We start from the raw sequence: 22,561 nt of genomic DNA, 5'->3' as shown, positions 1-22,561 counted from the left end.
CGACAGACACTCCTGCCGGTCGCCGGGCAGTACATCACGCCCCAGTTGTGCCCGGAGGATTTCGGTATGACCGTCCACCCGGTTTTGCGGGCGATGGCCAGCGCTTTCTCGATATCCTTCTTCGGATGCCTCCGAAGCCTGATCATGCCTCACGGTGTTGCGTCGTGTCAACGCCGTATCAACGGGATAGCACGAAGGAGGCAAGAAGGCGGGTCAGGCGCCGGGGACGGAGCGGGTCAGCCGCCGAGGACGGGGCCGGCCAGTGTGCGCAGGTCGGGGCGGTCCTGCGGATCGAGTTGGCGGAGGTGGTGCCGCAGTTCGAGCGCCGCGTTGATCGCCGCCCGAAGGTGATCCTGGGAAGACCACGGTTCGCCTCCGAGGACTCCGCTCAGCCAGCCCTCCACGTCCGACCAGCGCCAGAACCGGTACCGGTCGTGAGGGTCGTTGAGGGGCGCCGGAAATCCGCCCGGCCCGCGCTTTCCGTTCACCCACAGCCGGACGCACTCGCGCGAGCGTCCGATGCGGGCCGCGATTTCGGACATCGATACGAGGTCGGGGTCCGCGATCCGGACCACCCGGAGACCAACGACCGATTCGGCATCGGCGATCGCCGAGGAGATCGCCTCGTAGAGGCTCGCCGCTTCGCGTCCGAAGTCCATGACCTGGACTCCGTTCGTTGTTGCAATCAGGGCGTCATCGCAGCCGGCTTCGTAGAGAGCGTCGAACACGTCCGGCTCATGGATGTCCACGCCTTCGATGATCAAGGTGAAACTTTGAATCTTCATCGCTCGACTTCTTGTTGCTTTCCGTGAGGACACTGGCGCACAATTCTCCGGATCCTGCTGACAAGATCGCCTGGATTGCGTGGTGTCGACGCGATAGACATCCGGCAGCGGCGCGTCCGGGTCGCCGAGCAGTACATCACGCCCCAGTTGTGCCCGGAGGATTTCGGTATGACCGTCCACCCGGCTTTGCGGGCGATGGCCAGCGCTTTCTCGATATCCTTCTTCGGATGCCTCCGGAGCCTGATCATGCTCCACGGTGTTGCGTCGTGTCAACACCATATCAACGCATGGCATGTGATGCGCCGACGGTACGGGTTGTGAACCGACCCTCTTCGACCGGAGGCCGAACGGGTCAGCCGCCGAGGACGGGGCCGACCAGTGTGCGCAGGTCGGGACGGTCCCGCGGATCGAGTTGGCGGAGGTGGTGGCGGAGTTCGAGCGTCGCGTTGATCGCCGCCCGCAGGTGATCTTGGGATGACCAGGGTTCGCCTCCGAGAACTCCCCTCAGCCAGCCCTCCACGTCGGGCCAGCGCCAGAACCGGTACCGGTGGTGAGGACTGTTGAGGGGCGCCGGAAATCCGCCCGGCCCGCGCTTTCCGTTCACCCACAGCCGGATGCACTCGCGCGAGCGCCCGATGCGGGCCGCGATCTCGGACATCGACACGAGATCGAGATCCGCGATCCGAACCACCCGGAGACCGTCGACCGATTCGGCATTGGCGATCGCGGAGGAGATTGCTTCGCAGAAGCTCGCAGCTTCGCGGTCGAAATCCATGACCGGGATACCGTTTGTGATTCCTATGGTCGCGTCATCGCACCCGGCTTCGCAGAGGGCATCGAAGACCTGTGGATCGTCGATGTCCACCCCTTCAACGATCAACGTGAAGCTGTGGGTCGTCATTTCTCGACTTCTCGTCTCTCTCCGCGATGACATCGGCGCACAACCTGTCGGAGTCTTCTGGCATGATCGCCGGGGTTGCGCGGCGTGGACGCAATGGATTTGCTGCAGGCGCGAGTCCAGATCGCCGGGCAGTACATCACGCCCCAGCTATGCCCGGAGGATTTCGGGATGACCGTCCACCCGGCTTTTTCGCGCGACGGCCAGCGCCTTCTCGATATCCTTCTTCGGGTGCCTCCGGAGCTTGATCATGCCCCACGGTGTTGCGTCGTGTCAACGCCGTATCAACGAGCATCTCACTCCGCCCAACGCGGACCGTTCTAAAGGTTGGTGCCGGTGCCCCGCAATAACTTGTCGGCCCAGCTCACGACGATCCCGGCGATCTCGGCAGCTTCGGTGTATTGCGCCTCGGAGACGGCCGCTCCCGGCCCGGGATAGCGGGTCGCCACGGCATATCGGGTGAGACTGCGCGCGCGGTGAACGTCGCTTGGAATACGTTCTCCATGCGATTCGAGGGACAACAGCAGACGCGCCAGGTCATGCACGTACGGAAACTCGATGCCGCGCAGGATCAACACGGCCTTGATGGCTTTCTCGGCCGCCTGGTGCGCGTCGAAGCAAAGATCCTCAAGGTAGACGCCCGGGAGGCGGTTTTCAGCTCGCGTCAGATTGCTCCGCGCGCGGTTCAGCCACTCGCGGGGGTCATTCGCGGGAAGATGCTCAGGCGGCGTCATAGACCACCCGGCCCTCTTGCAGCGCCGGCTTGATGACGAGGGCGTGCGCGTCTCGGTAGCGCTCCACGTCGCCCGGAGTCACCACGATGACGTCGACCGCGGCCGGGACGCCGTACAACTCGTCGTAGATCTCTTCCAGCACATCCCAGTTGTTGTCGCACTGCTTGACGACGAGAAGATCGACATCGCTGTGACGGCCCATCTCGCCGCGGGCGGCGGAGCCGAAGAGGATGACTTTCTCCGGTCGGGAGGCCGCAACCACTCGCCGCACGATGTCGTCCAGCGTCGTCTCATCGAGTACTGAACCGCGCGTCCCTGTCGATTCGTTTGCGTCGGGCATCCTCACCTCTCCCGGGCCACCCGGAAGCACACGGGCTTGGTCAACGCATCCAAGATAAGGTAACGGTGCCGCACGGTGCTCACCGGCCGGGGTCGATCAGCGGGGAACAATGCGGCGCGCGAGCCAGTCGTCGAGGCTCAGGCGGTCGTCCTCGAACAGGATGAGGACGAGGACGAGGAGCAGCGCCCGCGGGATCACGTGCGCGTCGAAGGCGTAGAGCGGTTCGGCGAGCAGGTGGCCGAAGGTGACGAGGATAAGGACGCTGCCCAGCGCCAGCGCGGCGATCCGCCGCTGCCAGCCGGCCAGCATCAGCGCGCCTGCGACCAGTTCGACGAACGGGACCGCGACTCCGGTGGCCCATAGCGACCAGTCCGGGAGGAGCGTGTCGGCGTAGGACTCGACGAACATGCCGCGCGCGTGCTGGAGGGGCCCGAGTTCGAACACCTTCCAGAACCCGGCCATGAAGAAGATGAGGCCGAGGATCGTGCGGGACACGAACGCCGCCCAAGCCCTCGGGGTGAGCGCGCCGGTTTCGGGTTCGCCGCTCGCTCCGGCCTCGAGGGGCGGCTCGGGTGGAGACCGGCGCGGGGTCATCTCGCCTTGTCCGGGGCCGCCGCGACCGCCGCCGCCAGCCGCGCGGCGCGGGAGGAGGGCGCCTCATCCCGCTCGCCGTCCGGCGCCGACCGCAGCAGGGAGCTCATGCAGGCCACGTCTTCGGCGTACTCGGCGAGGCGCCGGTCGTGGCTGGCCCGGGTTTTGGTGCAGATCAGAGTAAAGGGCCTGCCGCGGCGCTCGGTCACGTGGGTCAGGTCGAGACCGTAGCGGTCGATCTCCCGGTGCAGGTGTCGGCGCAGATCCTTCCGCAGCGGGAAGCGCGCCGAGCGGGCGGCCGGGTCGCGGCAGAAGGCCCGCACGGCCGCGCAGTGCTCGCAATCGCACGGAAGGTTCGCGGCGATCGTCCAGTCCGCGGGCGCCTCGGGCGGTGCGGAACTGCGCGCCACGAGGGCGTCCGCCGACACGCGCCACAGGTATGCGCAGGCGCCGGCCCCGGCCACGCCTTCGTGCCCGCGCAGGTCGGCCAGCGCCGCCGGGAGCACGCGCTCGGGGGCTACCCACTCCGGATGGCCGGCGATCTCCCGCGCCGCGGCTTCGGCTTCGTCCGTGAGCCCGAAGCGATAGGCCATGATCAACAAATCGCGCACGGCCTCGTGGTCGAGCGACTCGTCGGGCGGTTCGTCGAAATCCAGCTGCAGCCGAACGTCCGGGACGGGGGAATCCAGCACCGCGGACAGACCAAGCAGCGCCGCCCTGGCGCCTTCCCGCGCCACCTCTCGCCACGCCGCCGCCGAAGCCTCGGCCGGCGTCTCGCCGATCAAGGTGAGGAGCGACGGGATCGCCTTCGGCCGGCGGGCGAGGTGTTCCCGCACGAGGGCGGACACCACCTCGGCGGCGACATCGGATCCGAGCATGTCGATGACGCCGGCCAGCGCCTCGTTCTCGCTTCCGTCGTACTCCGGAACGATGACGCGGCGCACGAAGCGCGCGAGACCCTCCTCATCGCCCGCCGCCGAGAGGAAGCGGAGCATTTCGGCCCGCCCGGCCCCATCGAGGTGGCCGCTCGCCACGATGTCCACCGTCTTGGAGCGTGGCCAAACGACGAACGCGGCCAGACGGTATGAAAGCGCAAGCGTGGCCCCCTCGTTGCCGGTCGACTCCTCCAGCCGCCGCTCATCCGGCTCGGCGTCGTCGAGCGCCCCACGCGGATGGAGTTCGCGGTCGTTGAGCGGCACGCGTCCGAAGGGTGGCCGCCCGGCGTCGCGACCCGCCCGCCCGGCGTCGCGACTCGCCCAGCCGTCCAGCCACCGCCAGCCGTCGATCACCTCCTCGAATTCCGAGTCGCTGTATTCGGCATCCCATGAGCTGCCCCACCCGCCGTCGTATACCTCCAGTGTCGGCATGCCGTACTCCTCGATGTGAAGGATCGCCGCGTGCAGCTCGCAGCCCGCGCGGTCTGCGGCGGACGACAGAACGCGCGCCCGGGCCGCGTCGATCCCCTTCAGCGCGCCGAAGGACAGCCCCTCCTCGCTGTACTGGTGGTCGAGGACCCACGCGAGCTTCTCGGTCGCTCCCTCCCTCCGCCAGGCCGACAGACTTTCGGCGACCCGGTCCGCCAGCACGGCGTAGTCGGGCGCCGCAGGCGGCGTCTCGCCGGGAGAACGGAGACACAGGTTGAAGACGAGCGACACCCGGTATCCGTCGGTCACGGGCCGCACCTCGTGCGGGCAGTCGGCGTAGAACGCCGCGAAGGCCACCTCCGACGGCTCCTCCGCGGTCATGTCGAAGACGGTTTCGCGGTCGCCGTGGCGTACGACCAGCTCGCCCCCCGCGCCCTGCGCCGGCAGCGCGACCGACAGCGTCGCGACCATGCCGTCGCTCTTCTCCGTGTCGCGGTGCGCCGAAAAGAAGCCTCCCGGCTCGTAGACGAGCAGCTTGTAGAGCTCCACGTCGAGGAGATCGCGGGAGAGCCCGAGGCCGCGCGCGACGCGGTCCATGATCTCGTCAAACGAGTCCGGCCATCCGCGGCCGGCCAAACGGACCCGCTCCGCATCGATCTGCCGACAGTCCCGGACCGATCTGTCCACCAACGTCTTCGTTCCCTTGCCGTACGGCGCGGTCTGCGCGGCGGCGATCAACGCCGCCATCTGCGATTCGGGGACCGGAAACGACAGGTCACCGACGCCTTCCACGGTGAGTTTCGGCATCGACGCGTAAAGCCGCCCGCCGACGCAGTAGTCGCCGGGGCGGTCGATCGAGAGGAGAAGCTCCTCCAGCCCGCCGTCGTTTACGCCGTGCTCGATGTCGTCCATGCGTTGCCTTTCTCCCACTCGGGATCGAGCAACAAGAATGATGTCGGACAGCGTGTCGCGCGACCGGCACTATCCCGCAGCTCGGATTCGACGGTTGAGAGCAGCTTCACTCCTCTTGCATCTCGTTTCGCACCGCCTAGATTGGCCGGTTCGATTTTCGGTTTTTCTTCGGTTTTTGGGTTTGGAAAGGATCGCATGGACGCAGGTCGCGGGAGCCGGATGGCGCTCTGCCTCTGGTGGCCGGGGTTCGAGCTGGAACTGGAGCGGGTCCGGACGCCGTCGCTCGCGGACCAGCCGCTCGCGCTGCCGACGGTGGGGAACCGCCGCCGCATCGAGATGGGGTGCGCGCTCGCGGCCTCATTCGGAGTCGAGCCGGGGATGATCGTCTCGCAGGCGATCGCGCTCTGCCCCTCGCTCGTCCTCTGCGAGCCGGACCCGGATTTCCATGACGCGGTGTGCGACCGGTTTCTGGAGATTCTCCGCATGTGGAGTCCGGTCGTCGAGCGGTCGGTGGATCGGGGGCGGTTCTTCGTGGGGGTCGACGGACTCGAACGGTTGTACGGTCCGCCGGAGCGTCAGATCGCGGGGCTCCGGGCGAGGCTCGAAGCGCTGTCGCCGTGGCTCGCGTCGAGCGCCCGGATCGGCTACGCGCCGGGGAAGTTCGCGGCTTGGGTCGCGGCCCGATCTGCAGGGCTCGCAGAGTCGGCGAGTTCCGCGCGGCCGGCTGCGATCGCTTGCGCGGCGTCGACCGATCTCGCCGCGTTTCTCGGGCCGCAGCCAGTCGAGGTGCTGCCGGTGTCGCCGCGCATGGTCGAGCGGCTGAAGCGGCTCGGGGTCAAGCGGCTCGGGCAGCTGGTCCGCATGCCCGAGCCGGCGCTCGTGTCGCAGTTCGGGGCCGATGGGCGCCGGGCGCTCGCCTGGGCGCGGGGGTTGCGCATCGACCATGTGCGGCCGGAGGCGCCGGCCCGGCCGATCCGCGTCGCGCTCGACTTCCCGAGCCCGATCGGGCAGGTCGAACTGCTGCACGCCGCGCTCGATCGGCTCATCGCCCGCGCGCTCGAGCATCCGCGGCGGCGGGGCAAGAGCGTCCGCGGGCTCAGGGTGTCGGCGAGCCTCGAGGATGGCGGCTCCTGGTCGATTCGCGCGATTGCCCGGGAACCCACGAGCGAGCCTGAGCGGCTCGGGGCGTTTCTGCGCTCGCGGATCGCGCTCGACCGGCCCCGCCGCGCGGTCGAGACGCTGCGGCTCGAGTTCTTCCGCTTCGGCCCGGCGAGCACGCAGACCGGGCTCTTCGACCCGAGGGAAGGCGCTCCCCGTGCCCTCGGTTCGCTGGAGACGCGGAGCGGCGAGCTTCTGCCACCCCTTCGGCACGCGGCGCGCCTGCTGCGGCTGCGGCTGGGGGGCGCGGCGCTGTACCGGGTGCTCGAACTCGAGCCGGAGTCACGTCTGCCCGAGCGGCGTCACGCGCTCATGGAACTGGCCTGAGCAGCCCGTGGCCAACCCGCGACCGACGAAGCCGAAGCCGCCCGCGGGGAAGCTGCGTCCGCTCAACCGGCCGCGTCCGGTGCGGGTCCGGCTCGGCGGCGCCGGCGTGCCCGTGAGCCTCGAGATCCGGGGTCGCTGGCGTCGGATCGGCGCGGTACTCGACCAGTGGCGGATCGATGACGAGTGGTGGAGGGAACCGATCTCGCGCGCCTACTTCTCGATCGTGCTCGAGACCGGCGCGCAGCTCACGGCCTACCACGATCTGATGCTGGATCGCTGGTTCCTGCAGCCGGAATAGTCGTCCGTGGACGCCCGGCCGCCCCTGGACGCCTCATCGCGCTTGGCCTCGCTGCCGCCCGCGGCTCCCCGGCGCACCGTCGACTACGTCGAACTGCATGCGCACTCGGCCTACTCCTTTCTCGATGGGGCGTCGCGGCCCGAAGAACTCGCGGCGCGCGCGCTCGAACTGGGATATCCCGCGCTGGCGCTCACCGACCATGACGGGCTGTACGGCTCGATGGAGTTCGCGCGCTTCGCCCGGGCCCACGGACTGCAGCCGATCACGGGCGCCGAACTCACCCTCGCCCCGCCGTTCGCCGCCGCCGAACGTACCGAAGGACATGGTGGAGGCGCCGGAGACGTTCCCGCGGGAACGTCCAGAGGCCGCGCGATGGCTGAACGGGCGGTGGAAACGGGCGACTGCCACGTCACGGTGCTGGCGGAGAACGCGCGGGGATACGCGAACCTGTGCCGGCTCATCACGCAGGCGCACATGGAGAACCCGCGCGGGGAGCCCCGGCTCGACCTCGACGCGCTTCTCGAGCGGTCCGAGGGGCTCATCCTCCTCACCGGGTGCCGCCGGAGTCCGCTTCTGGCGGCGCTCGAGCGGGGGAGGGACGAGGCCGAGCGGCTGGCTGGGCGCCTGCGCAACGCGTTCGGCCCCGGCAACCTCTTCGTCGAACTGCAGCACAACGCGGTCCACGGCGACCTCGCGCGCGGCCGGGCGCTGGGCGCGCTGGCCGACCGCCTCCGCATCCCCGTCGTGGCCACGGGCAACGTCCACTATCACATCGCGGACCGGCACCGTCTCCAGGACATCCTGGTCGCGATCCGGAACCGGACGACGGTCGACGATTCGCACGCGCTCCGCCGTCCCAACGCCTGCTTCCACCTCGCCTCGCCGCGGGAGATGCAGTGGCGCTTCGCGTCGCGGCCCGACGCGCTCCGGAACACGCGGGCGATCGCCGAGCGCTGCCGGGCGTTCGATCTCACGGCCGACCTCGGCTACCGGTTCCCCGACTTCAAGGGGAGCGGCTTCGCTCCCGCCATGCGCGTGCTCCACCATGTGTGCCACAGGGCATTCGAAACCCGATATCCTCCCGGCAGCAGATACCGGAAAGAAGCCGAAGAGCGGCTCGCCACCGAACTCGCGCTCGTCGACCGCCACGGACTGGCCGGATTTTTTCTCGTCTACCACGACATCCTCGAACTGGCCCGTGAGGTCGCCCGCCGCGTACGGGGCGACTCGATGCCGCGCCAGTTGCTCCCGCCCGGTCGCGGACGGGGGTCTTCCGTCTCCTCCATCATCTGTTATCTGATCGGGCTCTCCCATGTGGACCCGGTACAGACGAACCTTTTTCTGGGCCGGTTCCTGAATGACGCCATGGAGAGTGTCCCGGATATAGACATCGACTTTGCGCGCGATATTCGTGAGGAACTGATCCTCGCGGTCTATGAACGCTACGGGTACGATCACGTCGGGCTCGTGTGCACTTTTCCCACCTACCGCACGCGCTCGATCGTGCGCGAACTCGGCAAGGCGCTCAGCCTCCCGGCCGGCGACATCGAGAAGCTGGCCAAGCTCGCCGAGCCGGGCCCGGACGGGTTCATGGCCGAACTCGAGCGAATTCCGGGTCTCGAAGCGCGCGCGAACGCGAGGATCTGGCAGGTATTCGCCGAACTGGCCGAGGAGATCAAGGGGCTGCCGCGGCACATCTCCCAGCATGTGGGCGGGATGATCATCTCGAGCCGGCCGCTGGTGGAGATCGTCCCGCTCGAACCCGCCGCCTGGGAGGGGCGCGTCCTCTGCCAGTGGGACAAGGACTCCTGCGACGACGCGCGCTTCATCAAGATCGACTTTCTCGCGCTGGGGATGATGTCGCTCGTCGAGGAGGCGGTGGAGACGATTCACGTGCGCCACGGCGAGATCCCGGATCTCTCCCGCATCGACTATGAGGACGGGAAGATCTACGACCGCATCTGTTCGGGAGATACGGTGGGCCTCTTTCAGGTCGAAAGTCGTGCCCAGATCCAGATGCTGCGGCGGGTGCGGCCCCGGAATCTGGCCGACCTCGCCGTCCAGGTCGCGATCGTCCGGCCGGGCCCGATCGTCGGCGGGGCGGTGAACCCCTACGTCCGGCGGCGCGAGAAGCTGCGGGCGGACCCGGGCTACGTCGTCCCCTACGACCATCCGCTGCTCGAGGAGGCGCTCGGGGAGACGCTGGGCGTGATCATCTTCCAGGACCAGGTGCTCCAGGTGTGCAGGGCGCTGGCGGGCTTCAGCGACGGGCAGGCGGAGGGTCTGCGCCGCGCCATGAGCCGCAAGCGCTCGCGCGAGGCGTTGCTCGAGTACTGGGAGGCGTTCCGCGACGGCGCGATGGGGAAGGGGGTCGACGGCCCGACCGCGAAGAAGGTGTTCGAGCAGGTCGTCGCCTTCTCGGAGTTCGGGTTCCCGAAGTCGCACGCGGTGGCGTTCGGGCTCCTCGCCTTCCAGTCCGCGTGGCTCCGCGACCGCTATCCGACCGAGTACTACGTGGGGCTGTTCAACAACCAGCCGATGGGGTTCTACTCGCTCGACGCGATCGGCCGCGACGCGCGCCGGCACGGGGTCGGCGTCCGGCTACCGGACCTGAACGCGAGCGAGGTCGCGTGCACCGCCGAGGGGGACGATGTCCGCATCGGGCTCGGCATGGTCCGCGATCTGGGGACCGAGGTGGCCGAACTCGTCGTGGCCGAGCGAGCGCGCGGCGGTCCGTTCACGTCACTGCCCGATTTTCTGCGCCGGACCCCGGCCGCGCTCAAGCGGGCCGCGATCGAGAACCTGATCTGGGTCGGCGGGCTCGATTCGCTGGGGATCGAGCGCCGCGACCTGCTGTGGCAGACGGGGCTGTGGCTGGGCCCGGAGGCCGAGACGGAAACGGAGCGCCGCCGCCGGGAACTCGCGACGAGCGCCGCGGGGCTGGGCGGAGACGCGCCGCCGGTGCGGGGCCGGCGGAGTACCGACCGCTCGGACCGGGGCCAGATCGAACTCGCGCTCGACGATCCCTATGCCGATCTCCGCTTCGGGGGCACGCACGACATGGAGAAGATGATCGCGGAGTACCGCATCCTCTCCTTCGCCGCCTCACAGCACCATCCGTTCGCGCTCGTGGGCGACCACCTGCCGGAGCGCACGGTCTCCTCGGCGCGCTTCCCCGATCTCCCGAACGGGAGCGAGGTGCGGGTGGCGGGGATCGTGGTGGCCCGCCAGCGCCCGCACACGGCGAAGGGATACATCTTCATCCTCATGGAGGACGAGTCCGGGCCCATCAACGCGATCGTGAAGCCCGACGTCTATCAGGAATGCCGCGTCGCGATCCGGCTGGAGCCCTTCCTCTATATCGACGGCACGCTCCAGAAGGACGGCGCGACGCACAATGTGATCGCCGAGGGCGTGTATCCGCTGCGCCTGAGCCCCGAACTCCGGCTGGGCCACGAGACGGTCCCCCCGGTCGAGGGAGAAGCGGACACCGCGGCCGTCCCGGTCCAGCTGGACGTCCCCGAAGCGTCGTCCCCGGACCCGGCCCCCCCGGCCGACCGTAGCCCGAACCGGATCGCCGCCGCAGCCAATCGGCTCGCCGGTCCCGATCCGTTCGCGTATCTGGAAGCGCTCAGACGCGACCCGCCCCCCGCTATGAGCTGGGGCCGCGGCGGGGGCTGCCGCTAGCGCTATGGAGGAGGAATCCGGGTCCACGAACTCGATCGCGAAACCCGATGTCTATCAGGAATGCCACGTCGTGATCGGTCTCGTCGCAGCTCGCGCGGATCGCCGGATGGGGAGACACCTTCACATGACAACGCGGATCACGTATAGTTTTGCGAATGCTGTTCGTTGAGACATCGGTGTTCACGAAGCACCTGCCAGCGCATCTCGATGACGACAACTACGCCGCCCTACAGGTGTTGCTCGCCGTACGGCCGCACGCCGGGCCGGTCATTCGCGGATCGGGGGGGGTCATCTACTACTGGCGCGCTCCAGAAGGCCGGATCTACTTGCTCACTTGTACAGCAAGGGAGTACGTGACGACGTGACTCCGGCCGGCCGGGCCGTCTGGCGCCGTGCCGTGGAGGAAATCATGAATGAACGGAATATCGCAGCCGAAGTCCTCGAGGGGCTCCGGGAGGTCCGCGAGCACCGGGCGCGAAAGCTCAGTCTTCGGACCATACGGCTCCCGGCGCCGTTGCCCGGACTTTCGGCCAAACAGATCAGGGAGGTTCGCGAGGAGTTCAACGTGTCGAGGGCGGTATTCGCACGATTGCTCCGCGTGCCTGTTCGGACCCTCGAGGGTTGGGAGCAGGGGAGGTCCAGACCACCTCACGCCGCCGCGGCGCTCATTCTGATGGCCCGGAAATACCCCGACACGCTCGACCGGCTGGCCTCGCTGTAGGTAGAACGCGCGCGCAGACCCGCACACGTCGCGCTACGGCACAACGTCAGGCGATGCGATACGATCGCAGCGGCAGGGCTTCGGCTTCCAGCGTGGAGAGGTCGAGCCGGGGCCGCGGCGAGGGCCGCCGGTAGCGGTCCACGACCCTTCGTCAGGAGGGAATTAACCGCTTTGAGTACGCTCGAGCGTCTCTAGCCACCGAAAACCGTAGGCCGGGACCCGGGGTGCCCCGGTCAACCCGTCGGGAAACATGTCGAACCGCTCGACGCGCAGGCGGTAGTCGTAGTCGTGGGCGGGCTGGAAGCCCACGATCTCGCCACGGAAGGGGGCATCGTTGACGAGCTTGCAGTACCCGGGATAGCCATCGTCGCACTCGACCCTGTGGCGATCGATGGTGATCTCCTCTTCCGTGCCCGCGGCCCTGATTTTCGAGACGACTTCACTCAACACGTACCGGCCATCCCTATACCTGTTGGCTCCGAGGCTGTAGTGGTAGCCGGCCTCGTATTCGAAGCTGGCGATCAGGTCGTCGTACGGCGCGCGGTCCACCACCGGGCAGAAGTCGTCACTCCGGTGGCATATGACCCGCGCCGGACCCACCGACAGGGTTGCCCGCGTGGATGGCGCCAGGGTCTTCTCCAGTTGCTCCAGCAGACGGTACGCATACCGGCCGGCATCCTGCGGCGGTTCCCTCCCATCCCAGGGATCGTACTCTCCGATCCGCAGGAGATAGTCGTAGCCGGCCTCGTATTCGAATCCTTCGATTCCGTCGTAGAAGAGTCCGCCGTTGACCACCATGCACGACTGCGGGCCCACGCCGTAGCACTTGGCCAGGGTGGGGCCGACGATCACCTCCCGTATCTCGAGGTATGCGGACGTGTCCGGCTCCATCGAGCGGCCACAGCCGGCAAAGACCAGGGTCAGCAGGAAAAAGGGAGCGGAGCTTCTGGTGCGCACTGGAGTTCTCCTTCGGTACGGCTGCCGCCGCCACCCCGCGTCCCGCTTTGCATCGCAACAGGCTCGGATGGCTCTACTCCGAAACGTACCCATCGGCCCCCCGAAGGTCCCACCACCTCCCGCACGTCCGCTCCCGCAGGGGCTGCCGTCAGGCAGTCGGAAACTCATGTGACGGACGCGTGTACGTAGCCCTTGAAGTGCGGGACTGCCGGATGCCGCTGCACATACGGAGACGCTGAAAATGGGTCTGCCACACCGAAGCTTCGTTAGCGCGACCGTCGCGCACGCGTCAGCGGGCCTCATGCTACTCTCGGGGGGTGTTCCGGCCGCCGCGCAGTCCGGGGTGGGGGCGGTGGTGTGCGTGGGGAGCGAACTGGGCACGCCGCGAACCCCGGATCCCGGCCGCCGCTTCGGCTGGGAGGGCATCACGGTGGTCCACCGGTCGGATGTAGCGGTGGCCTACCGGGTCGGCGTCCCGCTCGATGACCGGCAAGACGTGGAACGGGCCGTGCGCTCGGAACTCGGCGGCCACGCGGAAGTTTCGTGTGTCTGGTCGAACCGGGGGGACCATCATGCCGTGATCATCAGGTACACGTCGACGATCCGTCTCGCCCCGGCGTCGGATCCGGACATCTCGGCGTTCCAGCGTTTCGCCGTGGGGTTCGGGGCAAGCGCGGAGGCGGCCGAGACGAACGCGACGACCGGCAACGACCGGTTTGCGAGCTACTACGACGGGGGCGGCTACGAAGTCCTCGCCCGCGAGAGCTGGGGCGCCGGGGAAAGCGGTGTGGCGCCCGGGACGGCGGACCGGCCGGAAGAGGTGCTCGAGGTGTTTGAGGTGTTCCGCGACTGCGCGTTTTGTCCGCAGATGGTCGTGGTACCGCCGGGGACGTTCACGATGGGCTCCCCGGAGTCGGAGGAGTTCCGGGGAGAGGTCGAAGGCCCGCAACGCTCGGTGTCGATCGGGGCCCCGTTCGCGGTGGGGGTGTACGAGGTCACGTTCGTGGAGTGGGACGCGTGCGTGCGGATGGGCGGCTGCGGCTACACGCCGGCCGATCGCCGCTGGGGCCGGGGGCGCCGTCCGGTGATCAATGTCGGCTGGGAGGACGCGCAGGCGTACGTGTCCTGGCTTTCCGGGGTGACGGGACAACGGTACCGGCTCCTGAGCGAGGCGGAGTGGGAATACGTGGCGCGGGCCGACACCATGACGGCGCGCCGAACCCGTTCGGGTTGTACGACATGCTGGGGAACGTGTCGGAGTGGACTCAGGACTGCTGGAACGACAGCTACTCGGGCGCCCCGACGGATGGACGCGCCCGGGAGTCGGGAGACTGTAGCCGTCGCGTGCTCCGCGGCGGTTCCTGGAACATCAGCGCGTGGTTCCTCCGCTCCGCCAACCGGTTCAGGAATGTCCCGGACAGCCGGGACATCTACTACGGGTTCCGTGTGGCCCGGACGCTCAATTGATTCCTGTCTGATTCCGGGCCCGGCGTCCCGGCCCCCCCCGGTGTATCATGTGCCACCATGGAACGGCACACCGAGCAGGCAGGCGGGCGGGAGCAGGCGGGCCGCGGCGAACCCACGATCGTGGACAAGCCCTGGGGGCGCGAGGTGTGGTACGCGCACACCGGCCGCTACGCGGGGAAGATCCTCGAGGTCGAGAAGGGGCACGTCCTCTCGCTGCAGAAGCATCTCGTGAAGCACGAGACGATGCTGCTCCAGTCGGGGCGCATGCGTTTCACGCTCAACGACGAGGTGTTCGAGTGGGCGCCGGGCGAGGTCATCTCGATCCCGCCGGGGAACGTGCACCGCATGGAAGCGCTCGAGGACAGCGTCATCCTGGAGGTGAGCACGCCGGAACTCGACGACCTCGTGCGTCTCGAGGACCGCTACGGGCGGGCCCCCTGAGCCGTGCGCACGTCGCGGACCGTGAGCCCTTGCGCCGCACCCGAACGTTCCTGCGGGAACGGCACGCCGTCCGCAGCGTGAATCCCGGCAGGAAATCGTCTAAAGTCATACAGGACTGCACGATCTGCGTTTTCTGCCGTTGGGCTGGACCCTGCTGGACCGTGTCCCGAAAGCGGGAGAATCAGTGTGAATCGGCGGGAATCCCGCGTCTCGTCGCGGGCACCCGCTCCGGTCCAGATCGCAGTGACGGAGTCCCAAAAGCCAAGCTGGCGTTTACCCAAGAATGGCAGAGAGAATCAACCGCTTTTCGAAGTCCGTATCCTTAAGCTCCGGGCCGTGTGCTCATCCAGTCGCACTCCTCGTCCGAGACCAGGTACATCAAAACCCAAGTCTGAAGTTTCTGCAAATCGTCGATTCGCCGGTCCAGGACGAATAGCGTATCGCCCCGGAAGGTCTCCATCGGTCGGATCTCGAAGTCGTGCGGCACGAGGGTGTCCACACACGCTTGTGAGAGGTCTGGCGAAAGGACTCCGAGCCACACTTTGGCGGTGAGCACTGGCATCGGCTGCAGCTGGAGGGCCGTCTGATCGTGGTGGGTGAACACGAACCCGCCGCCCGGAAGTGGGAATAGTTGACGGAGTCGCGAACTGCCCTCCAACTGCTCGCGGAACGGGATATTCTCGATGTCGATGCGTTCCCGGAGGTCGGCCGGGACGCCCTTTCTCCTCGCCACCGGGATGTTCGCCGTGTCCACCACCTCGCCTCGCAGGTTCAAGACGAACATCTCGTCCAGTCCGGACCAGCCCTGCACGAACCGTCCGTCGGCGTACGCAAGAGAACCGATCCGAAAGAGACTCGCATAAGACCAGTTGTCACTGCTGAGCGACGCGACGTATTCCTCAGGGAGTCTGCCCATGCTCCTGAATTCGTCTGTGGATGGGTGCCAACGAGTCAGTGATGTTTCGCGCCGGATCTCGAAATCGGTCATCCAAACCTCTTGGCCGATCACCACCGGGGGAGTGATTCCGGCCAGCGCGGGGAAGTTCACGACCCGAATGGTCTCTGCGGTGTTTCGGTCGAAGATGTTCACTCGCCGCGACCTTGTGGTCTGTGCGGCTACGGTCGAATCGTCGAGCACCATCGGAGCTCCGGGCCCGCCGCGAAACTCTCCCGGCCCCTCTCCCGGCCGTCCGTACACCAGCATCAGACTGCCGTCTCTACGGAACCTGAGGAGCCGTCCCGAAAAGATGTCCGATATGTAGAAGGACCCGTCGAAGGGGTCGACGACCAGAGCGTATGGATTGCCGATGTACAGCGTGTCGGCTTCCGGCAGTAGAATACTGTCGACGGGAGTGAGAGTCGGCCCCGCCGTGTCTGCGGCCACGGGTTCGCCGGACTCGGAGCCGCAGCCTGGGATTAGGAACATCCCGCCGGCGAACAACGCGACGCCGACACGACGGGACCAGCCCACTACTGCCCCCCTAACCGTCAATCAATGATGACGATGATGGGGGGCGCATGAAAGCAGCAGACGGGCGCGCTGGGTGCGCACTCGTCGGGGCACTCGAAGTCCTCGAAGCTGAGTAGCCCCTGGGGCTCGTCCTGCGCCTTGGCCGCGAAGGGAGCAGCGCCCAAATACACCGCCATCAGCGCCACGATGGCGAGCGCCCCGGTGACCAGCTTGCCGCGAATCTTCATTCTAACCGCTCCTTGTGTTGGGTGACTGCAGCTCCGCGTTCCACGCTACTCCATCTCCCTCTGTTGTTGATTTCGCCTCGTGTTCCTGAGCGCCGCACCGCCGTCGTCACCGCCCGCGTATCGGCGGCCGAGTTCGCCGCTTGGCGGGCCAAGGCCGCAGCCGCGGGCGTGCCCCTGTCGGCGCTGATCCGGCGGGCCATGGCGCGCACGCGGACATGGACTGCTCCGGCGGCCCAGGTCGAGCGCGAGCGCACCCGGGAGGCGGCGCGCATCGGGAACAACCTTAATCAAATCGCTCGCTGGGCCAATACCGGATCGTCCTCGACGAAGAAGAGTACCAGGCGCTGCTCCGCGTGTCCCGACGAGTCAACCGGCGGTTCCGCGTCGCGCTCGTGCTCGCGCACGAGACCGGACACCGCATCGACGCTATCCGCCAGCTCCGGTGGTCGGATATCGACCTCGAATCCGGAGTGGTGCGGTGGCGCGCGAGGCACGAGAAGACGGGCTACGAACACACCACGCCGCTGACCGCCGAGGCGCTCGCTGGCTTGGAAGAGGCGCGGAGGATAAGCCAGGGGACCGGGGACGCCCCGCTGCTCCCCGCGCGGAGGGAGCCGTCAGTGTGCGTAAGCCGCTCTCTGGCGCGCGACTGGTGGGTGCGGGCCGAGGCGATCGCCGGACTGGAGCCGAAGCGGGGCCGTGGTTGGCACTCGCTCAGGCGCAAGTTCGCAACCGACCTCATGGACCTGCCGCTCAAGGTCCTGTGCGAACTCGGCGGCTGGAAGAACGCGCAAACGGTGCTCAGATGCTATCAGAAGGCCGATGAGGGACAGCTCAGGAAGGCGCTGGAGAGTCGGCGGAGGGTTCGCACCTCAAGTCCCGATCAGCGGGAATCAATCGGCGGTAATCCGGGCCCGCCGAACCCCCTAAACAAAACGATCACAACCATATCCAAACCCCACCGCTCCCGCGGGAACGTCACACGCGTCAGCCGCTAGCCCAGCGCGTCGAGGATCTCCGAATGGGACGGGTGTCGGCCCGTGGCGACCTTCGAGTAGATGAGCTTCCCATCGGCTACGACCTCGAACCGGCCGCCGCCGGACGGGATCATCTCGATATCGAGGTTGTCGAACCGTCCTCTGAGGGTAGCCGCCAGACTGACGGCCTTCGGTTCGTAGTTTCAGGCCGTGCAGTACTCGATCGATATGTGCATCGTTATCGTCCTTGTCGCGGTTCCATCGGTGCGTGGCGCGCCCGCCGCGGGGCGCGATCCGGGGTCCGGCACGTTCGCCGTTGACCCACGCGGGAACAAGGGGGTATCTACGGGCATGAGACACAAGCCTGGGCAGCAGCCGGACCTGGCCCCGCTGATCCGCGAGGTCGAGGCGCGCGTCCCCGAAGCGCCCGCGTCGGCGGTGCGCGGACTCTCGCGGCGCCTGTTCAGCCGCGGCTACGCGGCCATCGCGGACGGACGCCCGAACGGCGGCCTCGCGCACGACGTCGCCGCCCTTTACCGGCTCGTAGAGAGCGCCACCGGCGGCACCATCGCGATCCGGATCGACTGGGACCCGGAGGACGCCTCCCGCGGGGTGCTCCAGACGGTGATGGAGGACCGGCCCTTCATCGTCGATACGCTGCGCGAATATCTGCATTCGGTGGGACTCGAGGTCCCCCATCTCCTGCACCCGGTGGTCGTCGTCGACCGCGACGCGTCGGGGCGCGTGGTCGACATCCGCGACCGTTCCGCCGATGGCCCTCGAGCCTCCGTCACCCACATGGTGCTCGACGGGGCGCACCACGCGCCGACCCGGGAGACGCTCGAGGCCGAGATCCGGCAGCGTCTCGAGCTGGTGAAGGCCGTCACGGAGGACTTCCCGGCCATGATCGAGCAGGCCGGGACGCTCGTCGGCGAACTCGAAGCGAAGCGGCTCGAGATTCCCTGGCGCTCCGGCGAACTGGAGGAGATCCAGGAGTTGCTGCGGTGGCTGGTGGATCCGGGTTTCGTCTTCCTCGGCTACCGCGCGTATCGCATCGAGGAGGACGAGGCGGGGCGCGACTGGATCCATGTGGACGAAGGGAGCGGGCTCGGGATCCTGCGGGACGACACCAGGTCCAGGTATCGCGAACCCAGGCCGCTCGACGGACTCCCGGCCGACCTCCGCGCGCGGGTGCTGGGCGGGCCCCTGCTCATCATCTCCAAGACCAACGCCGAGAGCCCGATCCGGCGCTACGTTCGCATGGACTACGTCGGCATCAAACGGCTCCGCCCGGACGGGACGGTGCGGGGCGAACACCGGTTCCTGGGACTCTTCACCGCGAAGGCGTTCTCGCAGGAAGCCTCCTCGATCCCGATCCTGCGCCGCAAGCTGCGCGAGATCCTCCAGCTCGAGGCCGCGCCTCCGGGATCGCACGACTACAACGTCATCCTCCAGACGTTCAACTCGATGCCGAAGGAGGAGTTGTTCCTCGCCTCGGTGGAGGAGATCCGCTCGGTCATCGACGCGGTGATGACGACGGCCGGGGCGGACGACGTCCGGGTCACGGCGCGCCCGGACCAGCTCGGGCGCGGCGTGCAGATCATGGTCATCCTTCCCAAGAGCCACTTCTCGGGGCAGGTGCGGAGGAAGCTGCAGGCGGCGCTGATCGAGGCGTATCAGGGAGGTCTCCTCAACTACCACCTTGCCCTCGGGCAGGGCGACCAGGCGCGGCTGCACTTCTATCTGGAGCACGACCCGGACGAAGCGGGTCCGGTCGACCTCGACGCGGTCGAGAAGCAGGTCCGCTCGATCGTCCGCACGTGGGAGGAGCGGCTGGAGGACGCCCTCTCCACGGTGCACGGCCCCACACGCGGCCATCACCTCGCGACGCACCTCGTGCAGTTCTCGTCGGGATACCAGGCGGCGATGGACATCGACACGGCGGTCGAGGACGTCGCCCGGCTCGCACGGCTGGCCGAGACGCGCGAGAGCCAGCTTCGGCTCAGGCTGTCGACCTTGGAGACGAGCCGCCGTTACCAGCTCCGCCTGTACGCCGAGCAGGGCCAGTACGTGCTCAGCGACGTGATTCCCACGCTCGAGAACCTGGGGCTGAGGGTCCTTGATTCGGTCCGCTTCACGGTGGACCTGCAGGACGAGGCGCTCGCCGCCCGCGACGAGACGCTCCCCGCGAAGCTCCAGATCTTCGAGGCCGAGGCGCGACGCGATTACGACCTCGACATCGAGGCGGTGGAAGACCGAATCTCGGACGCGCTGCGGGCGATCCAGCAGGGGGCCGCCGAGGACGACCGCCTGAACGAACTCATCGTGACCGCCGGGCTCTCGTGGGAAGAAGTCGCGGTCCTCCGCGCCTACGCCGGCTACACCTTCCGGGTCGGGGCCGTCGCGAGTCCGACGGGCGGCCAGTTCCCCCTCGCCCTGTACCCCGCCATCGCGCGCTGCCTGTTCAAGGTCTTCGAGGCGCGCTTCGATCCGGCCGCGCGCGAGGACTCCGACGGGACCCTGCGGCGTCTCGGGCGCGAGTTCAACCGGGGGCTGGCCTCGGTGCGGGGAATCGAGGACGACCGCACCCTGCGGCGCATGATGGAACTCGTCCACGCGACGGTGCGCACGAACCATTACCGGGGCGAACTGCGCCGTTCTCCGCTCCTCGCCCTCAAGATCGCGAGCCGTTCGGTCGACTTCATCCCGGAACCGAAGCCGAAGCACGAGGTCTACCTGCGAGGGCCCCGCACGGAAGCCACCCACCTGCGCATGGACGACGTGGCGCGCGGCGGGATCCGCTGGAGCGACCGTTACGGGGACTTCCGGGTCGAGGTGCTGGGGCTCGTCAAGACGCAGCGGGTCAAGAACGCGGTCATCGTGCCGGGGGGCGCGAAGGGCGCCTTCATCGTGAAGAGGCTGCCGGACGACCGGGAGGCGCGGCTCGCCGCGGGACTCGACAGCTACCGGGACTTCATCCGCGGGCTGCTCGAGATCTCCGACAACGTGGTCGACGGCGAGGTGACGCGCACCGCCGGGGTCGTCATCCACGACGAGCCCGATCCCTACCTGGTCGTCGCGGCGGACAAGGGCACGGCGAAGAACTCCGACACGGCCAACGAACTCGCCGCGGAAGCGGGGTTCTGGCTCGGCGACGCCTTCGCCTCCGGCGGATCGCAGGGGTACGACCACAAGAAGGAGGGGATCACGGCCCGCGGCGCCTGGGAGTGCGTGAAGCGCCACTTCCGCGAGGCGGACATCGACTACGAGAACGAGCCCTTCACGGCGGTCGGCGTCGGCGACATGAGCGGCGACGTGTTCGGCAACGGGATACTGCTGAGCAAGCAGGTCAAGCTCGTGGCGGCGTTCGATCACCGGCACGTCTTCCTGGATCCCGACCCGGACCCCGAGACGTCGTGGACCGAGCGCAAGCGGCTGTTCGACCTGCCGGCCTCGTCGTGGGCGGACTACGACGCGGCTCTCCTGAGCGAGGGGGGCGGCGTCCACGAGCGCACGGAGAAGCAGATCCACCTCTCCCCGCCGGTTCGCGAGCGGCTGGGCATCGACCGCGAGACGGTGAACGGGAACGAACTCATCCGCGCCATCCTCACCGCGCCGGTCGATCTGCTCTGGAACGGCGGCATCGGCACCTACGTGAAGGCCGGCTCGGAGCGCGACGCCGACGTGGGCGATCCGAGCGGCGACGCGGCCCGGGTGGACGCCACGGAGGTCCGGGCCCGGGTGGTCGGCGAAGGGGGCAACCTCGGCTTTACCCAGCGCGCGCGGGTGCAGTTCGCGCTCGCCGGCGGGCGGATCAACACGGACGCGGTCGACAACTCCGCCGGCGTCGACATGTCCGACCACGAGGTCAACCTCAAGATCCTGCTCGGGGCGCCGCTCTCGCGCGGAGCCATCGACCCGACGGCACGGAACGACCTCCTCAGGGAGTGCACGAACGAGGTCTCGTACAAGGTTCTCCGCAACTGTTACAGCCAGAGCATGGCGCTCAGCCTCGACTACATCCGCGCCAGGCGGAAGCCGGCCGTGTTCCGGGAGGTGATCCAGCGCTTCGAGCGGGAAGGGATCCTGGACGCGGCGCTCGAATACCTGCCCACCGGCGACGAACTCCTCGAGCGGGAGAACATCGGTGCGCATCTCACGAGACCGGAACTCGCGACGCTCCTCGCCTACTCCAAGCTCCACCTCAAGCACTCGATCACCGGGTCGAGCGTCGTCCAGGGACCCCGCGATGATGGAGCTGGTGGAGGACTACTTCCCCTTCGGCGCGCTGAAGGAGGTCGAGGACGCGGATCTCGAGGGGCACCGGCTGCGGGCGCACATCTCGAGCATGCTGCTGACGAACCGCTACGTCGACCGCATGGGGGCCACGAGCCACATCCAGCTCATGGACGAGACGGGGCGGGCCGCCGCGACGGTGGCGCGCACCTGGTACGTCGCCTCACGCATCGCGGATGCCGAGGACCTGTACGAGCGACTCCGCGTGGCCGACGTCACGATGCGGAGCGGAGCCCAGTCCCAGTGCTACCTGGCGATGGGCGACGCGCTCACGCGCGCGACGCGCTGGCTCCTCCAGCATGTGGATCCGGCGCAGCCGATCTCGGACGCGATCGAGTGGCTCCACGAGCCCGTGGACGCGATCCGCGCCACCCTGCCGGAGTTCCTCAGGGCCGAGCGGCTCGAGCGCTTCCGGTCCACCTGTTCATTGTACGAGATGGACGGGCTCGATCCCGAGGCCGCGCTGTCGCTGGCGACCTTCCGCTACGTGGAAGAGTTGTTGCCGGTCGCCCGCCTGGTCCGCGAGACCGGGGCGGACACGATGCGGGTGGGAGAGGTCTACTTCGGGCTCGCCGACGACATCGACTTCCCGTGGCTGAGGAGCAGCATCTACGAATTGGCCACGGATGATCCGTGGGACCAGCGCGCCTCGCGCATCCTCGTCACGCGGCTCGAACGGGCGCGCTCGCGGATGGCGGCGCAGGTCATCGCGGATGCGGAAGACTCGACGGTCAACCGGGCGATGCGGGCCTTCCGGCGCCGGCACGCCGTCGGGCTGAGCCGCATCCGTAACGTGATCTCCGACATGCGGAGCGCCGGGGAGACGCACCTCGCCGGCCTCGTGGTGGCCGTCGACGCCGTCAACGATCCGGGGATCCTGGGACCCCCGGACCGCTGACCGGCTCAGGCG

18 protein-coding genes and 4 pseudogenes are annotated in these 22,561 nt (G+C 68.1%); 11 read left to right on the top strand and 11 right to left on the bottom strand.

Going from position 1 to position 22,561, the window contains the following annotated elements; translation table 11 throughout:
• Nucleotides 1-236 precede the first annotated feature (236 nt).
• The 6 genes from ACOQPP_RS08915 to ACOQPP_RS08890 form a co-directional block, all read right to left on the bottom strand.
• A complete protein-coding gene (locus tag ACOQPP_RS08915; RefSeq protein ID WP_420636348.1) occupies nt 237-785 on the bottom strand; it encodes a helix-turn-helix transcriptional regulator in 549 nt (182 codons plus the stop codon).
• A gap of 352 nt (nt 786-1,137) precedes the next feature.
• Complete coding sequence (locus tag ACOQPP_RS08910; RefSeq protein ID WP_420636347.1) at nt 1,138-1,686, bottom strand: helix-turn-helix transcriptional regulator; 549 nt, start codon at nt 1,684-1,686, stop codon at nt 1,138-1,140.
• Nucleotides 1,687-2,003: 317 nt separating this feature from the next.
• Complete coding sequence (locus ACOQPP_RS08905; RefSeq protein ID WP_419166753.1) at nt 2,004-2,417, bottom strand: HEPN domain-containing protein; 414 nt, start codon at nt 2,415-2,417, stop codon at nt 2,004-2,006.
• A complete protein-coding gene (locus ACOQPP_RS08900) occupies nt 2,404-2,757 on the bottom strand; it encodes a nucleotidyltransferase domain-containing protein (protein ID WP_420636346.1) in 354 nt (117 codons plus the stop codon). The genes ACOQPP_RS08905 and ACOQPP_RS08900 overlap by 14 nt, the downstream gene beginning before the upstream one ends.
• Before the next feature lie 96 nt (nt 2,758-2,853).
• Nucleotides 2,854-3,351, bottom strand: a complete 498-nt coding sequence (locus tag ACOQPP_RS08895) for a DoxX family protein (RefSeq protein ID WP_420636345.1) — start codon at nt 3,349-3,351, stop codon at nt 2,854-2,856.
• Complete coding sequence (locus ACOQPP_RS08890; protein ID WP_420636344.1) at nt 3,348-5,624, bottom strand: 2OG-Fe(II) oxygenase; 2,277 nt, start codon at nt 5,622-5,624, stop codon at nt 3,348-3,350. The genes ACOQPP_RS08895 and ACOQPP_RS08890 overlap by 4 nt, the downstream gene beginning before the upstream one ends.
• Nucleotides 5,625-5,819: 195 nt before the next feature.
• On the opposite strand from ACOQPP_RS08890, the gene ACOQPP_RS08885 reads away from it, so the two are divergent.
• The 5 genes from ACOQPP_RS08885 (at nt 5,820) to ACOQPP_RS08865 (ending at nt 11,815) form a co-directional block, all read left to right on the top strand.
• Nucleotides 5,820-7,109, top strand: coding sequence for a DNA polymerase Y family protein (locus ACOQPP_RS08885; RefSeq protein WP_420636343.1), 1,290 nt, complete (start codon nt 5,820-5,822; stop codon nt 7,107-7,109).
• A 7-nt stretch (nt 7,110-7,116) separates the two neighbouring features.
• Nucleotides 7,117-7,407 carry a hypothetical protein gene (locus tag ACOQPP_RS08880; protein WP_420636342.1) on the top strand — a complete coding sequence of 97 codons (291 nt, stop codon included), beginning with the start codon at nt 7,117-7,119 and terminating at the stop codon, nt 7,405-7,407.
• Between the two features lie 6 nt (nt 7,408-7,413).
• Nucleotides 7,414-11,094, top strand: coding sequence for a DNA polymerase III subunit alpha (locus ACOQPP_RS08875; protein WP_420636341.1), 3,681 nt, complete (start codon nt 7,414-7,416; stop codon nt 11,092-11,094).
• Between the two features lie 155 nt (nt 11,095-11,249).
• Nucleotides 11,250-11,459 (top strand): hypothetical protein, encoded by a 210-nt coding sequence (locus ACOQPP_RS08870; RefSeq protein ID WP_420636340.1) that lies wholly within the window; start codon nt 11,250-11,252, stop codon nt 11,457-11,459.
• Between the two features lie 44 nt (nt 11,460-11,503).
• Nucleotides 11,504-11,815, top strand: coding sequence for a helix-turn-helix domain-containing protein (locus ACOQPP_RS08865; protein ID WP_420636339.1), 312 nt, complete (start codon nt 11,504-11,506; stop codon nt 11,813-11,815).
• A 162-nt stretch (nt 11,816-11,977) separates the two neighbouring features.
• Here the strand turns inward: ACOQPP_RS08865 and ACOQPP_RS08860 are convergent, their stop codons facing one another.
• A complete protein-coding gene (locus tag ACOQPP_RS08860; RefSeq protein ID WP_420636338.1) occupies nt 11,978-12,772 on the bottom strand; it encodes a DUF4377 domain-containing protein in 795 nt (264 codons plus the stop codon).
• 570 nt (nt 12,773-13,342) lie between these two features.
• Complete coding sequence (locus tag ACOQPP_RS08855) at nt 13,343-13,480, bottom strand: hypothetical protein (protein WP_419167181.1); 138 nt, start codon at nt 13,478-13,480, stop codon at nt 13,343-13,345.
• 160 nt (nt 13,481-13,640) lie between these two features.
• Here ACOQPP_RS08855 and ACOQPP_RS08850 point away from each other — a divergent pair.
• Both ACOQPP_RS08850 and ACOQPP_RS08845 read left to right on the top strand, forming a co-directional pair.
• Nucleotides 13,641-14,239, top strand: a pseudogene (locus ACOQPP_RS08850) (formylglycine-generating enzyme family protein).
• Nucleotides 14,240-14,296: 57 nt separating this feature from the next.
• Complete coding sequence (locus ACOQPP_RS08845) at nt 14,297-14,680, top strand: cupin domain-containing protein (protein WP_420636337.1); 384 nt, start codon at nt 14,297-14,299, stop codon at nt 14,678-14,680.
• 322 nt (nt 14,681-15,002) lie between these two features.
• Here ACOQPP_RS08845 and ACOQPP_RS08840 read toward each other — a convergent pair whose 3' ends face one another.
• Together ACOQPP_RS08840 and ACOQPP_RS08835 are read right to left on the bottom strand one after the other, a co-directional pair.
• Nucleotides 15,003-16,172 (bottom strand): hypothetical protein, encoded by a 1,170-nt coding sequence (locus tag ACOQPP_RS08840; protein WP_420636336.1) that lies wholly within the window; start codon nt 16,170-16,172, stop codon nt 15,003-15,005.
• Nucleotides 16,169-16,378, bottom strand: a complete 210-nt coding sequence (locus tag ACOQPP_RS08835; RefSeq protein ID WP_420636335.1) for a hypothetical protein — start codon at nt 16,376-16,378, stop codon at nt 16,169-16,171. The genes ACOQPP_RS08840 and ACOQPP_RS08835 overlap by 4 nt, the downstream gene beginning before the upstream one ends.
• Before the next feature lie 21 nt (nt 16,379-16,399).
• On the opposite strand from ACOQPP_RS08835, the pseudogene ACOQPP_RS08830 reads away from it, so the two are divergent.
• A pseudogene (locus ACOQPP_RS08830) lies at nt 16,400-16,696 on the top strand (MobC family plasmid mobilization relaxosome protein); the annotation flags it as partial.
• Nucleotides 16,678-17,376 (top strand): tyrosine-type recombinase/integrase, encoded by a 699-nt coding sequence (locus ACOQPP_RS08825; RefSeq protein ID WP_420636497.1) that lies wholly within the window; start codon nt 16,678-16,680, stop codon nt 17,374-17,376. The pseudogene ACOQPP_RS08830 and the gene ACOQPP_RS08825, both read left to right, overlap by 19 nt.
• Here ACOQPP_RS08825 and ACOQPP_RS08820 read toward each other — a convergent pair.
• Nucleotides 17,373-17,546, bottom strand: a pseudogene (locus ACOQPP_RS08820) (SelT/SelW/SelH family protein); the annotation flags it as partial. The gene ACOQPP_RS08825 and the pseudogene ACOQPP_RS08820 overlap by 4 nt on opposite strands.
• Before the next feature lie 37 nt (nt 17,547-17,583).
• On the opposite strand from ACOQPP_RS08820, the pseudogene ACOQPP_RS08815 reads away from it, so the two are divergent.
• Both ACOQPP_RS08815 and ACOQPP_RS08810 read left to right on the top strand, forming a co-directional pair.
• A pseudogene (locus ACOQPP_RS08815) lies at nt 17,584-21,357 on the top strand (NAD-glutamate dehydrogenase domain-containing protein); the annotation flags it as partial.
• 247 nt (nt 21,358-21,604) lie between these two features.
• The gene (locus ACOQPP_RS08810; protein WP_420636496.1) at nt 21,605-22,549 is read left to right on the top strand and encodes a hypothetical protein; all 945 of its coding nucleotides are present in this window, start codon (nt 21,605-21,607) and stop codon (nt 22,547-22,549) included.
• The last annotated feature ends 12 nt before the right edge of the window (nt 22,550-22,561 follow it).

The organism is Candidatus Palauibacter sp. (genome assembly GCF_965222475.1).
Classification (GTDB): domain Bacteria; phylum Gemmatimonadota; class Gemmatimonadetes; order Palauibacterales; family Palauibacteraceae; genus Palauibacter.
This window is presented reverse-complemented; position numbering and strand designations above follow the sequence as displayed.